Raw genomic sequence first — 13,122 nt, forward strand, 5'->3', positions numbered from 1 at the left:
GGGGGGGTCGCCCCCCCACCCGAAGAACGCATGAGCGCAGCGAAGCAGGGGGCGTGGGGGACCGTCCCCCACAAGGAGGAAGCATGAGTGCCATCGCACCCGCCGCGGTCGCGGTCCCCGCGGCCCGGCGGCGCAGGAGGCTGCCCGCGCGGGCGTGGGCGGGCCTCGCCATCGTCGGGCTGTTCGTCCTGGCGGCCGTGTTCGGGCCGCTGCTGATGCCCTACGACCCGGCCGCGACCGACCTGCCGCACCGGCTGCTGGCGCCGGGCGCCCGGCTCGGGGACGGGTCGGTCGCGTGGCTCGGCACCGACCAGGTCGGGCGCGACCTGCTGTCCGCGCTGCTCGCCGGAAGCCGCGTGTCGCTGCTCGTCGGCGCCGCCACCGTGCTCATCGGCGGCGCCGCGGGCCTGGTGGCGGGGCTCGTGTCCGGCTACTTCGGCGGCTGGACCGACGCCGTCCTGTCCCGGTTCGGGGACGTGCAGCTGGCGTTCCCGTCGATCCTGCTGGCCATCCTCATCGCGGGCGTCCTCGGCCCGAGCGTCACCAACATCGTCATCACGCTGGCGGTGACCCGCTGGGTGATCTTCGCCCGGGTGGTGCGGGCGTCCGCGCTCGCGACCCGGGACCTGGAGTTCGTCGACTCGGCGCGGGTGCTCGGCGCGGGGCACGCGCGGATCCTGTTCCGGCACGTGCTGCCGTCGTGCTGGCAGCCGCTGCTGGTCGCCGCGACCGTGCAGATCGGCCTGGTCATGGTGGCGGAGGCGTCGCTGAGCTTCCTCGGCCTCGGCATCCCGCCGGACCAGGCGTCGTGGGGCGCGACCGTCTCGGCGGGCCGCGACTACCTCGGCTCGGCCTGGTGGATCTCCACGATGCCGGCGATCGCGCTGGCCGCCGTCGTCACCGGCGTCGGCCTCGTGGGCGACGCCTTCCGCGACCTGTCCGACCCGCGCTCGCAGATCTGATGGCGCACATCCCATGGAGGCGCACATGACCGTTCCAGCCGTCGATCACGCGCACGCCCCGGCCTCCGGGGACGTGGCCGCGGAGCTGCGCGACGTGCACATCGGGTTCCGCTCCGGCCGGCAGGTCACGCCGGTCGTGCGGGGCGTCGACCTGCGGCTGCGGCGCGGCCGCGTCCTCGCCCTGGTCGGCGAGTCCGGCAGCGGCAAGAGCCTGACCTCGCTCGCGCTCATCGGGCTGCTGCCGCCCGGCGCGCAGATCACCTCCGGGTCCGTCGTCCTGGAGGGCGAGGACACGGGCGGCTTCTCGGCCCGGCGCTGGCGCGAGACCCGCGGCAGCCGCGTCGCGATGATCTTCCAGGACCCGATGGCGGCGCTGAACCCCGGCTTCGCCGTCGGCCCGCAGATCGCCGAGCCCTTCCGGCGGCGCCTCGGCCTCGGCCGGCGGGAGGCCCGGGAGCGGGCGGTCGCGCTGATGCGCGAGGTCGGCATCGCCTCCGCCGAGTCCCGCTACGGCGACCACCCGCACGAGTTCTCCGGCGGCATGCGGCAGCGCGCGGTGATCGCGATGGCGCTGGCGCTCGGCCCGTCGGTGCTGCTGGCCGACGAGCCGACCACCGCGCTCGACGTCACGGTGCAGGCGCAGATCCTGCGGCTGCTCGCGCGGCGGCAGCGCGAGGCCGACCTCGCGACGCTGCTGGTCTCGCACGACCTCGGCGTGGTGGCGCGGGTCGCGCAGGACGTCGCGGTGATGTACGCCGGGCGGATCGTGGAGCGGGGCCCGCTGGACGCCGTCTACACCCGCCCCGCCCACCCGTACACGCTCGGCCTGCTGGAGGCCGTGCCGGACGCCGGGTCCGGCGGCCGCCTCAAGCCGATCGACGGCGTCCCGCCGGACCCGCGGCACCGTCCCGGCGGCTGCGCGTTCCACCCGCGCTGCCCGTTCGCGACCGACCGGTGCCGCACCGAGGACCCGCCGCTCACCGGAGACGGCGACCGCGCCGTCGCCTGCCACCACTCCGCGGAGGTCGTCGCCTCCCAGCACAGCGAGGAGCCCCGATGACGGCCACCGCGCAGGACACCGAGGTCGTGCTCAGGGTCAGCGGCCTGGAGGCGGGGTACGAGCGCCCCGGCCGCCACGGGTTCGGACGGCGGCGGGTGCCCGTCGTCGCCGGGCTCGACCTGACCGTGCGGGCCGGGCGGACGCTGGGCGTCGTCGGCGAGTCGGGCTGCGGCAAGTCGACGCTGGCGCGGGCCGTGGTGGGGCTGCGCCCGGCGTTCGCCGGGTCGATCGAGTTCGCGGGCGCGGACCTGGCGTCCGTCCCGCCCCGCCGGCGCCGCCGCATGAGCCGCGACCTGCAGATGGTGTTCCAGGACCCCTACACGTCGCTGAACCCGAGGATGACCGTCGCCGACGTCGTCGCCGAGGGCTGGCGCGTCCACCCGGGGATCGTGCCGCGCGACCGGGAGGACGCCGAGGTCGCCCGGCTCCTCGACCTCGTGGGCCTCGCCCCCGAGCACGGCCCCCGGCACCTGCACCAGTTGTCGGGCGGCCAGTGCCAGCGCGTCGCGATCGCCCGCGCCCTGGCGCTGCGGCCGAAGCTCCTGGTGTGCGACGAGGCGGTGTCCGCGCTGGACGTGTCGGTCCGCGCGCAGATCCTCAACCTGCTGGCGGACCTGCAGTCCGAGCTGGGCGTGGCGTACCTGTTCATCTCCCACGACCTGGACGTCGTCCGGCACATCGCCCACGACGTCGCCGTCATGTACCTCGGCACGATCGTCGAGCGGGGGCCGGCCGCCGAGGTGTTCGGCGACCCGCAGCACCCCTACACGCGGGCGCTGCTGTCGGCGGCGCCGTCCGTCCGCGACCGGCCCGGCGACGACGCGGGTGAGATCGTGCTGCGCGGGGAGGTGCCGTCGGCGGCCGAGCCGCCCAGCGGATGCCGGTTCCGGACCCGCTGCTACATGGCCGCCGACGTCTGCGAGCGGGAGACGCCCGCGCTCGTCCCGCGGGACGGGCTGCCCCAGGCGGTGGCCTGCCACTTCGCCGACGGCGCCGGAACGACGGCCCCGCCCGCGCGGGAACGGGCGCCGGAGGGCGGGGGCCGCGAGGGTCAGGCGCGGCCGTAGGCGTCGTCGAGGCGCTCGATGTCGTCCTCGTCGAACCGACCGAAGGCGATCTCCATGACGCGCACGGCCGGGCCGTCCGAGCCGAGCCGGTGGGTCTCCCCCGCGCGGATCAGCACCCGCTCCCCCACCTCCGGGAGGACGCGGCGCCCGGCCACCTCGAACACCGCGCCGGGGTCGAGCGCGACCCACAGCTCGTCGCGGTCGCGGTGCCGCTGGAGGCTCAGCCGCTGGCCCGGCTCCACGTGAATGATCTTCACGGTGGACGGCTCGTTGAGGGTGAAGCGCTCGAAGCGGCCCCAGGGCCGCCGCTCGGTCCGCACGTCCGGCACGGGCCGCGGGTCACGGCGGGCCTGGGGCTGCGCGCCGGTCGGCACGTCGGTCTGCACGGTCACCTCGGGGATCGCGGGTCGTCGGGCGGGCGGGGGCCGCGGGCTTCGGACGCGGCGGCGGGAAGCCCGCCGAGGACGAGGTCGACGAGGCCGTCGACGACGGCCTCGCGCGGCACGTCGTCGGCGTGGTCCAGCCACCAGTCGCCGGCCGTCTGCACCATGCCGACGATCGCGTGGCCCCACACGTAGGCGCGGGTCCGGTCCGCCATCTCCCCCTCGGCGATCATCACCTCGGCCAGCTCCCGGCTCACGTCCCGGATCATGGTGCTCATCGCGCTGTGCGTGGCCGTGTCCTCGGCGCTCGCCCGGTGCATGAGGAACCGGTAGAGGTTGAGGTTCTTGGAGATCGTCGCCAGGTAGGTGTCGATGGTGGAGCGGGTGCGGTCGCGGATCGGGTCGCCGCGGGAGAACTCGTCCCGGATGCCCTCGATCAGCTTGCGCGTGTGCCGCTCGGCCAGCGCCTGGTAGAGGCCGCTCTTGTCGCCGAAGTGGCGGTACAGGATCGGCTTGCTGATCCCCGCCTCCGCGGCGATCGCGGCCATGGACGCCTCGGGCCCCTCGCGCTGGATGACCCGGTCGGCCGCCTCCAGCAGGGCACGGCGGCGGCCGGGGTCACGCCGTGGTCCGGGCCCCGGCCGGCCCGCCGCACTCGTCATGACAGCACGGTATCCGGGGGTGTTACCCGGTGACAACACCGGCCGGCCCGCGGCGGGGAGGCGTGCCCGCCGCGGGCCGGCCGCCCGCCGGCGGGTCAGCCGAAGTCGAGGTCAGAGCACTGGTAGAAGGCGTTGCCGGTGTCGGCGATGTCCCACACGGCGAGCAGGAGGTGCCGGCCGTGCCGCTGCGGGAGCGTCCCGGTGTGGGTGGTCTGGCCGGACGGCGGCCGCCCGTTGTAGTTCTGCTGGAGGAACGGCGTGAGCTCCAGAGCGCCGCGGGTCAGCGGCTTGGCGGCGTCCCAGCCGTCCTTGGTGAGGAAGTAGCGGAAGGACGTGGTGGCGTGCGCGGCGGTGAACTGCCAGCTGATGCTGAACGACTGGCCGGCCGTCACCTTCGTGGCGGGCCACCCGGTCCCGCCGCGCGGGTCGTCGAGCGGCGCCCAGCGCCCGTCGGCGCCGGCGCAGATCTTCCCGTCGCCCGGTCCGCGCTGCGGGAAGCCCTTCGGCCCCTCGACGCCGTCGGGGTCCCACTGGACCTGGCCACAGTTGCGGACCTGGTGCGTCCCGCACAGGTAGCTGCGGCTCGGGGGCGAGGTGGTGTACCCGTGGGACCAGGCCGGCACGGCGAGCGCCAGCGGCAGCCCGGCGGTCACGGCGGCGGCCACGGCGAGGCTGGTCTTCCTTGGCATCCTGCGTCTCCTTGGCGGGGGGAGGTACGGCGTACCCGAAGGCGGAGGGAGCCGGCCCAGAGGCCAACTCTAAGGAAACTTTCCTTTTAGAAGGTCGCGGCGCCGCGCCGCTCCGTCAACCGGACCGCCCGGGATCGGGCACGCGGAGACAAGCCTCTGGCAGGCACGGCAAAGCCGCGGGCCCCGGCGGCCCGCCCTGCGAGGCGAAGCGGGGGGGCGGATCCTCTCCGCCCCCCCGCTCGGTCCGGCCTCTCTCCTAGCGGGCGAACGCCTGGAGCTCGGCGGTCCGCACGATGCCCGCGCTCGGGCTCGCGGTGCCGCAGTCGGTGGCCGACCGCGGGTCGTCGTCCTGCTCCCCGGCGTAGGCCGGCGCGCCCGTGCACTGGCTGGAGACCACCTCCAGCCGCAGGTGCGTCGCGGTGACGTCCCGCAGGTCGAACGAGCGCAGGATCAGGTCCGGCGCCGTGGGCCGCGGCCGGTCGGCCGGGAACGCGTCGGACGGGCTGGTGTAGACGGTGCGGTACGAGGCGTTCTGGGCGCAGTCGGCCTTGGAGGCGTCACAGGCCAGCAGCCGGAAGGCGCGCAGCGCCGTGAACCGGTTCTGCGTGCCGCCCGCGCCCTCCGGGTCGCCCGCCACCGACGGCCGCAGCATCGCGCTCACCTGCACCCTGCCGACCCTGACCGGGCGGTCGCCGGCCAGGTCCACGGTCACCTGGCGTCCGGCGACCGGGGCCGCCACCGACTGCCAGTTCGTCGCCTCGGTCTCGTCGAGCAGCGCGGCCTGGGACGCGCCGTCGCCGGTCGCCGTCGCGCCGTTGGCGCTTGCGGCCTCGTTGCGGGACATCGCCACCGGCAGGGTCCGCTGCGACGCGCCGACCGCGGCGGTGAACCGCCGGTGCCCGAAGCCCGCGCCCACCGCGACGAAGGAGTAGCGGCCCGGGGTGAGCGCGACGGTGTCGCCGAGCGGGGTCGCCGGGTCGGTGTCGGCGACGGGGACCGCGCGGGCCTCGTAGTCGCCCACGTACAGGCGCACCTTGCCGCCCCTGGCGTCCCCGAGGGGCGTCAGCCGGACGCGGGCGTTGCGCGACAGGGGCGAGGCGAAGCTCGGCGTCGGGTCGGCGTCGGCGGGGCCGTTGCTCGCGGCGTCCTTCCCGAGGCCGTGCTCGGCGAAGACCTTCCACATCATCTCGTGGTCCCTGCCGCCGAAGCGGAGGGTGTCGGCGGCCAGCAGGGCGTCGCGGTGGTCGACGTAGCTCACCGCACCGCCGGCCATGAGCAGCAGCGCGTCGAACGACAGCTGCGCCCAGCGCCGGTTGCCCGGGCACTTCGCCGCCGGCACCGTCCCGTCGGCGCACCCGCGCTGCGACGCGGCGCCGCCCTCGCCGTACCTCCGGACGAACGCCCGGCGCAGGTCGAACTGGGTGGCGGTCCAGATCTCGCCGTCGGCGTGGACCTGGGTGCCCACGAGGTCGTATCCGAGGTCGGCGTAGTTCAGCGGGCTCCGGCTCATGTCGTAGTTGCGGATCCCGGCGCGCCGGTCTCCGGTGACGTACCCGCCGATGACGTACGGCGTGCGGCCGGGCTGGCGCAGCCCGTACTCGTTGAGGTACTCCATGGCGAACAGGTCGGAGGTGCTCTCGTTCATGGCGCCCGCCTGCGGGCCGCTCCACCCGGCGTCCGGTCCGGCGATCATGCGGCCGGAGATGGCGTGGGTGTACTCGTGGCCGATGACGCTCATGTCGAAGTCGCCGTCGACGCACGGCGGGTAGAACGAGCCCGCGATCGGCTGCCATAGGTACATGTTGGTGATGGCGGGCGTCCCGTCCGGCGGGGTGATCTGGTTGGCGTTGTCGCGGACGGTCGGGAACCGCGCGCCGGCCTGCGCGTTGCCCTGCTCGGGGTCACCGCCGAGCCCGCCGCGCCCACCGTTGTCGGCCTGCATGTTCCAGGCCGACTCGGTGAACCCGAGCCGGTACGACCAGTCGTGCATCCGGTTGTGCTGGACGAACAGGTTGGACATGGCCGCTTCCAGGTCCGCTTCCTGCGGGCTGTCCAGCGTCGCGGGGTCGCACCTGCCCGTGTGCCACTGGTTGGTCCACGGGTAGGTGTAGTTCCGGTCGGGCTTCGGCGCGCTGGTGCGGGTCCCCACCGTGAAGGGGTCGCCGCTCGCGCGGTTCTCGTACGACCTCGCCGCGTTGCCCACGGTCGTCGCGCTGGACGCGCCGGTCGCCGGGTCGACGTCCCAGGGCCGTCCGCTGGAGGGGTCGCCGCCGACGGTGCGGCACCCCGCCGCGGGCGCGAAGCACCAGGTCTCCCGGGTGTCGCGGGAGGAGTAGTCGCCGGGCGGGGTCGCCGGGAACACCGCCCAGCGCGGGTCGTCGCTGTCGTGGTCGACGAGGTTCTCCCGCACGAGCACCGAGCCCGTCCGGGCGTCGACGTGGGAGGTGACGGCCTTCGGCTCCGCCCCGGAGGCGTCCATGAGCGTGACCTGGTACGCGCTGCGGACGCCCTCGGCCGTGGGCACCGCGACGAGCCGCGCCTTGCGGGGGTCGCCGGCCGACGCGGGGATGCCCGCGTCCCGCCCGGCCGCGGCCACCGCGTCCCGCGGGGAGAGCGTGGCGGGCGCCGGGGCGGCGACGTCGCGGGAGAGGGTCGAGGTGACCGAGACGACCTCGCCGCGGGTCACCCCGACCGCCACCAGGCCGTCGTGGCCGGCGGGAAGGCCGCCGAACCGCTGGCGCAGCAGCACGGCCGCGCCGTCGCCGACCGGGTTGACGGCGACCTTCTCCAGCGCGCCGACGGCGGCGGCGTCGAGGCCGAACAGGTCCCGGTGCCCGGCGAGGTACGCGCGGGCGGCCTTCTCCGGATCCCCGGGCAGCCCGCCGGCCAGGGGCCCGGCATCGGTCACCGAGGCGGGCGTGCCGAGCCTGTTCCACCGCACGGTCACGCCGCGGGCGGCGCCCACCTGGCGGCTCGTCGGGGCCAGCCGCCCGGGCCGCGCGTCCTTGTCGGCCGGCTCGGTGTGCTCTCCCGGCGGCCGCGGGCGGGGAGGCGGCGGCTCGGCCCGTCCGGGGACCGCGAGGCCGGCGGTGAGGAGTGTTCCGGTGGCCGCCAGAGCGGTCAGGGCGGTCCAGCGCGTCCTGGGCACCATTGCCTCCTGGAGGCGGGCCGACGGGCCCGGTCTCGGGAATCGGCCGGAGGGGACATCCGGCCGATCTAGAGACAAGCAGCGCTTTCACCACTCACCTATGGCGAATCACCACATTTACGAAGTGTCGCCGTGCGGCGGTCTTCGCCCTTGACACCGCCGTTTCCTCGAAAACCCCATGTCAGGCGCCCGATCGTTGCCGGGCGGCCACGCCCGCCGCGACCGCCCGGCCGGTTGACCGGGCCCGGCCACCGCCCGCCGCCCGCGCCCTCACCGGGTCGGGAACAGACCCTGACCTGCCTGTGGTCTTCGCTCCTCCGCCGCCGGGGAGGGAGCAAAATGATCGCCGCGTTCGACATGCCGCGCCGGAACCCGCGCGCGACGCGGCGCCGGGAGAATCATGAACTGGACACGTTCGCGCCGGACGGCCGCGCTGGGTGTGCTCGCCGGATCGGTCGCCATGGCCCCGGCGGCCGTGGGGCCCGCCCGGGCCGCCTCCCCGATCGGACCCCGGCCGCCGGGCGATGCGACGACCGCGGAGCAGGCCGGCCCGCACACGCCTTCGCCGCCCCGACTCCCGCGGGACTTCCGCGGGACGGGGAAATGGATCGTCCGGGATCTCGGCATCACGGTCCCGTTCACCTGGACGGGGAACGGCGGTAACAGCCAGATGATCGCGGGCGGTCCGCGATACCCGATCTGGTTCACGAACCTCATCTACAAGAATTCCCTCTACACCCTGACCTACAAATGGCCCGGTCTCCGCGACCACCGGTGCTCGCGGATTCCGGGATTCGACCTCGGCGTCCTCAACCGCAAACTCGCGACGGCGCGGTTCGTCGGGCGGGAGATCCTTCAGCGCAGGCCGCAGCGGCACGTCGACCACTGGCGGGTCGGCGTCGTCGCTCCGCAGCTCCCTCCGGGGAACTACCTCAGGTTCCCGATCGCGCTCGGCGACGTCTACGTCGACCAGCGCGACCCGACGACCTTCTGGCAGGTGCTGCAGTTCGGCCTCCAGAACCTGTACGACCCCGAGCTGGACGAGTGGCTGGTGATGTCGACCTTCGAGCACGCCCCCGGCAGGGTCGTGCTGCCCCGCCGGTGCCCGCCGCCCGCACCGTGACGCCGCCGGCCCCGGCGCGGGGCCGGCGGGCTAGTCCCGGACGGGCGCGACGGCCCGGACGATCAGCGCCGTCGACGGCAGCGTGAACGCCTCGCCGCCGGAGCGGTAGGGCCCGGTGGCGTCGGCGAAGGCCCGCCACGTGCCCGGGTCGTCCGCGGAGCCGAAGCGCTCCGCGAGCTTCCGCAGCAGCATCGGCGGCGTCACGGCCTTGGTGAACGCGACGCACTGCTCGACGGAGTCGAAAGGGAACCGCACGACGAACTCGGTCACCGACACGTCGGCGAACCCCGCCGCGGCCACCTCGGCGGCGAGGCGCTCCGGGTCGGCCATGCTGAACGGGCCCGGCGTTCCGGGCGGCGGGGGCGGCAGTTCGAGCCGCTCGCTCAGCACCCGGAAGCCCAGCGAGATCGCCGGCGCGCTCGGCGCCTCGCCCCACACCGCCGCGGCGAGCACGCCCCCGGGGGCCAGGAGCCGGGCGAGGCCGCGGAAGGCGGCGACGCGGTCCACCGCGAACATCAGCCCCCAGCGGCTGAGCACGACGTCGAACGAGCCCGCCGGCAGGTCGATGGACTCCACGTCCGCCTCGGCGAACACGAGGTTCGGCGTGCCCTCGGCCCGGCGCCTGGCCAGGTCGAGCATCGCCGGGGAGATGTCCACTCCGGTCACCCTCCCGGTGGGCCCCACCCGACGGGCCGCCGTCAGGGCGGGCTCCCCGTGGCCGGTCCCGACGTCGAGGACCGCCTGGCCCTCCCGCACGCCGCCGAGATCGAGCAGCCGCCGCGTCACCGCCGCGGCTCCGAGCTCGAACCTCTCCTGCGCCGCCGCCCAGTTCGCGCTGAGGGCGTCCCAGGAGGCCCGCTGCCCCTGCTTGACGGCGACGGGGTCGATGTCCGCGGCCGTCACGAGTTCACCTCCACGTCCCGCGGCACGTGCATCGTGAGCGGCTCCCACCATTCGCGGTTGTCCCGGTACCAGGCGACGGTCTCCGCGAGGCCCGCGGCGAGGTCCCGGCGCGGCCGGAACCCGAGCTCCGCCGCGATCTTCGTGCAGTCCATCGCGTACCGGCGGTCGTGGCCCCTGCGGTCCTCCACGTACGAGACCGCGTCCCAGCCCGCGCCGCACTGGGCCAGCAGCCGCCCGGTCAGCTCGCGGTTGGTCAGCGGAACGCCGCCGACGTTGTAGACCTCGCCCGCCCGGCCCTTCGTCAGCGCCAGGTGCACGGCGCGGCAGTGGTCGTCGACGTGCAGCCACTCGCGGACGTGGAGCCCGTCGCCGTACAGCGGCGCCTTCCCCCCGTCGAGCAGCTCGGTGACGAACAGCGGGACGATCTTCTCGGGGAACTGGTACGGGCCGTAGGTGTTGCAGCCCCGGGTGATCCGGACGTCCATCCCGAAGGTCCGGTGGCAGGCGAGCACGACGAGGTCGGCCGCGGCCTTGGACGCCGCGTACGGGTTCCCCGGCGACAGCGGGTCCCGCTCGCTCCACCGCCCCGTCCCGATCGGCCCGTAGACCTCGTCGGTCGACACGTGCACGAACGGGGCGGTGCCGTGGCGCCGCGCCGCCTCCAGCAGCGTCTGCGTGCCGAGGACGTTGGTGACGACGAAGTCCTGCGCGCACCGGATCGACCGGTCGACGTGGGACTCCGCGGCGAAGTGGACGATCGCGTCGTGGGCGGCGACGAGGTCGTCGACCACCGCGGCGTCCGCGACGTCCCCGTGGACGAAGGCGAAGCCCGGCGCGCGGCGCACCGGGTCGAGGTTGGCCGGGTTGCCGGCGTAGGTGAGCTTGTCCAGGACGGTGACCTGGTGCGCGCCGCCCCCGGCCCGTTCGGGCCCGAGGAGCCGGCGCACGTAGTGGGACCCGACGAACCCGGCGCCGCCGGTCACGAGGATCCTCATGAGCCGGTCCGCGCCCGGCGGCGGGCGCCGCGGACCCTCACCGCCCGCTCCGGAGCAGCCGGTCGCGGGCCGCGGCCAGATGGTCCGGCGTCGTGCCGCAGCAGCCGCCGACCACGTCCAGGGAGAACTCCGCGTCCCAGCGGGCGACCAGATCGGCGAACTCCTCGGGCCCCATCGCGGCGGGGACGTGCCGGTCGACGTGCGCCGAACGGGGGATGCCGCCGCGGTCCTCGATGTTGGGGTAGACGCCGATCGGGCCCGAGCAGGCGTCCCGCAGCGCCCGCAGCGCCGTCTCGCTGTCGGCGGGAGCGGTGCAGTTGACGAGCACGGCCTCGGCGCCGTCCCGTTCGGCGGCGGCGGCCGCCTCGGCCAGCTTCTCCCCCGACAGCAGCCGGGCGTCGGCGTCGCACACGAAGCCGACCCAGGCGCGGGCGCCCGCCCGCCGCACCTCCTCCAGCGCGATGCGCGCCTCGCGCTCGGAGTTCATCGTCTCGACCAGCACGAGGTCCACGCCCACCCGCATCAGCTCCGTCGCCAGCCAGCGGTGCTCGTCCCGCAACTCGTCGTCGGGAGGGACCAGGTCGGGCCGGTAGCAGTCCTCGACCGGCCCCACCGAGCCCGCGACCAGGGGGCGGTCCGCGTCCTGCGGCCCGTCCGCCCGCCCGTCCTGGACGGCGCGGACCGCCGACTGGGCCACGCCCACGGCGGCGTGCACCATCCAGGCCAGGCCGGCGTCGAAGAGGCCGAGGCGGCTGAGCGCCCGCAGGTTGCACCGGAAGGTGTTGGCGGTGATCACCTGCGCTCCGGCGCCCAGGTAGCCCTGGTGGATCCCGCGCAGCCGCGTGCGGTCCGCCTCGGTGTTCATGGCCCGGTTGGTCCACCACGGGCCGTCGACGCTCATGCCGGCGCGCTGCAGCTCGGTCGCGGTCGCGCCGTCCAGCCACAGGGGCCCGCCGCCTCCGGACCGGCGTGCCCCGGATAGGTCGTTCATGTGTCCATCCCTCCGCAGTTCAGAGCGCGTCCATCAGGTCCCGCACCAGGTCGGCGGGGTCCTCGATGCCCGCCGACACCCGAATGAGGTTGTCCGAGACGCCCAGCCGCCCCCGGACCTCGCGGGGGACGGAGGCGTGCGTCATCATGGCGGGGCACTCGATGAGCGAGCGCACGCCGCCGAGGCTGACCGCGCACGCGTACAGCCGCACCCGGTCCAGGAGCTTCTCCGGCTCGCCGAGGTACTCGAAGCTCAGGATCGACCCGGGCGCCGACATCTGCCGGGCCGCCACCTCGTGCTGCGGATGCTCGGGCAGCCCCGGATAGTGGACGGCGCCCACCCGCGCGCACCCGCGCAGCGCGGCGGCGATCTCCTCCGCGTTGGCGACCTGCCGGGCCGTGCGCAGCGAGAGCGTCTTGAGCCCGCGGTGCACCAGGAAGCAGTCGAAGCCGCCGGGCACGCTCCCCGTGGTGGTGCGGTGGGACGACAGCTCGCGGTGCAGGTCCTCGTCGTCGTAGACCAGAGCGCCGCCGATGACGTCGGAGTGGCCGGCGATCGACTTGGTGGTGCTGTACAGGGTGATGTCGGCGCCGAACCGCAGCGGCCGCTGCAGCGCCGGGCCGGCGAGGGTGTTGTCCACCACCACGCGGGCGCCGGCCCGCCGGGCCCGCTCGCACACCACCGCGAGGTCGGCGACCTTCAGGAGCGGGTTGGTCGGCGCCTCCACCCAGATCATGTCCACGTCGTCGCCGAGCGCGGCGTCGAGCGCGCGCGCGTCGGTGAGGTCGACGTGGTCCACGGCGATGCCGTGCCGGCCGAGCAGCGCGAACAGCGACCGGGTGCCGCCGTACACGTCGTCCGAGGCGATCAGCCTCCGGCCGGCGCGCAGCAGGGACAGCGCCGTGGTCCCCGCCGCCTGCCCGGAGGCGAAGGCGAGGGCGAAGCGCGCGTCCTCCAGTCCGGCGAGGCAGCGTTCGAGGGCCTCCCGCGTCGGGTTCTCGCCGCGCGAGTAGAAGTAGCGCAACGGGTCCTGGACCCGCCGCTCGAACGTGGCCGCGACATGGACGGGCGGCACCACGTCCCCGGTGACGCCGTCGGATTCCTGGCCGAGGTGGACCAGCCTTGTGTCGAAGCGCATG

Annotated in this window: 12 protein-coding genes; 4 read left to right on the forward strand and 8 right to left on the reverse strand. The window is 75.1% G+C overall.

The genetic code is table 11. The annotated features are described in order from the left end of the window. The first annotated feature begins 83 nt into the window (after positions 1-83). The 3 genes from ABWI04_RS11275 to ABWI04_RS11285 are packed head-to-tail and all read left to right on the forward strand — an operon-like array spanning position 84 to position 3,089. The gene (locus tag ABWI04_RS11275) at positions 84-962 is read left to right on the forward strand and encodes an ABC transporter permease (RefSeq protein WP_345182139.1); all 879 of its coding nucleotides are present in this window, start codon (positions 84-86) and stop codon (positions 960-962) included. Positions 963-987: 25 nt separating this feature from the next. Next, the gene (locus ABWI04_RS11280; RefSeq protein WP_345182137.1) at positions 988-2,022 is read left to right on the forward strand and encodes an ABC transporter ATP-binding protein; all 1,035 of its coding nucleotides are present in this window, start codon (positions 988-990) and stop codon (positions 2,020-2,022) included. Continuing rightward, the gene (locus ABWI04_RS11285) at positions 2,019-3,089 is read left to right on the forward strand and encodes an ABC transporter ATP-binding protein (protein WP_345182134.1); all 1,071 of its coding nucleotides are present in this window, start codon (positions 2,019-2,021) and stop codon (positions 3,087-3,089) included. The genes ABWI04_RS11280 and ABWI04_RS11285 overlap by 4 nt, the downstream gene beginning before the upstream one ends. On the opposite strand, the gene ABWI04_RS11290 is transcribed toward ABWI04_RS11285, so the two are convergent. The 4 genes from ABWI04_RS11290 to ABWI04_RS11305 all read right to left on the reverse strand — a co-directional run bounded on the left by ABWI04_RS11290 (position 3,074) and on the right by ABWI04_RS11305 (position 7,974). Next, positions 3,074-3,481: a phosphomannose isomerase type II C-terminal cupin domain gene (locus ABWI04_RS11290; protein ID WP_345182132.1), complete on the reverse strand. Its 408-nt coding sequence runs from the start codon at positions 3,479-3,481 to the stop codon at positions 3,074-3,076. The two genes, ABWI04_RS11285 and ABWI04_RS11290, sit on opposite strands and share 16 nt — an antisense overlap. Further along, a complete protein-coding gene (locus tag ABWI04_RS11295; RefSeq protein ID WP_179848736.1) occupies positions 3,478-4,134 on the reverse strand; it encodes a TetR family transcriptional regulator in 657 nt (218 codons plus the stop codon). Before ABWI04_RS11295 ends, ABWI04_RS11290 begins: the two co-directional genes overlap by 4 nt. Positions 4,135-4,229: 95 nt before the next feature. Beyond that, positions 4,230-4,823, reverse strand: a complete 594-nt coding sequence (locus tag ABWI04_RS11300) for a lytic polysaccharide monooxygenase auxiliary activity family 9 protein (protein ID WP_345182130.1) — start codon at positions 4,821-4,823, stop codon at positions 4,230-4,232. Positions 4,824-5,079: 256 nt separating this feature from the next. After that, positions 5,080-7,974, reverse strand: coding sequence for a M36 family metallopeptidase (locus ABWI04_RS11305; protein ID WP_353832322.1), 2,895 nt, complete (start codon positions 7,972-7,974; stop codon positions 5,080-5,082). Between the two features lie 397 nt (positions 7,975-8,371). On the opposite strand from ABWI04_RS11305, the gene ABWI04_RS11310 reads away from it, so the two are divergent. Beyond that, positions 8,372-9,094 (forward strand): hypothetical protein, encoded by a 723-nt coding sequence (locus tag ABWI04_RS11310; RefSeq protein ID WP_353832323.1) that lies wholly within the window; start codon positions 8,372-8,374, stop codon positions 9,092-9,094. 30 nt (positions 9,095-9,124) lie between these two features. Here ABWI04_RS11310 and ABWI04_RS11315 read toward each other — a convergent pair whose 3' ends face one another. The 4 genes from ABWI04_RS11315 to ABWI04_RS11330 are packed head-to-tail and all read right to left on the reverse strand — an operon-like array spanning position 9,125 to position 13,121. Beyond that, positions 9,125-9,997, reverse strand: a complete 873-nt coding sequence (locus tag ABWI04_RS11315; RefSeq protein WP_345182125.1) for a class I SAM-dependent methyltransferase — start codon at positions 9,995-9,997, stop codon at positions 9,125-9,127. After that, the gene (rfbB, locus tag ABWI04_RS11320; protein WP_345182123.1) at positions 9,994-10,992 is read right to left on the reverse strand and encodes a dTDP-glucose 4,6-dehydratase; all 999 of its coding nucleotides are present in this window, start codon (positions 10,990-10,992) and stop codon (positions 9,994-9,996) included. Before rfbB ends, ABWI04_RS11315 begins: the two co-directional genes overlap by 4 nt. A 37-nt stretch (positions 10,993-11,029) precedes the next feature. Then, positions 11,030-11,983, reverse strand: coding sequence for a homocysteine S-methyltransferase family protein (locus tag ABWI04_RS11325; RefSeq protein ID WP_353832324.1), 954 nt, complete (start codon positions 11,981-11,983; stop codon positions 11,030-11,032). Between the two features lie 19 nt (positions 11,984-12,002). Continuing rightward, positions 12,003-13,121 carry a trans-sulfuration enzyme family protein gene (locus tag ABWI04_RS11330; RefSeq protein WP_345182118.1) on the reverse strand — a complete coding sequence of 373 codons (1,119 nt, stop codon included), beginning with the start codon at positions 13,119-13,121 and terminating at the stop codon, positions 12,003-12,005. Position 13,122 lies beyond the last annotated feature (1 nt).

Source organism: Actinomadura sp. NPDC000929, from assembly GCF_040492065.1.
GTDB lineage: Bacteria > Actinomycetota > Actinomycetes > Streptosporangiales > Streptosporangiaceae > Spirillospora > Spirillospora verrucosospora.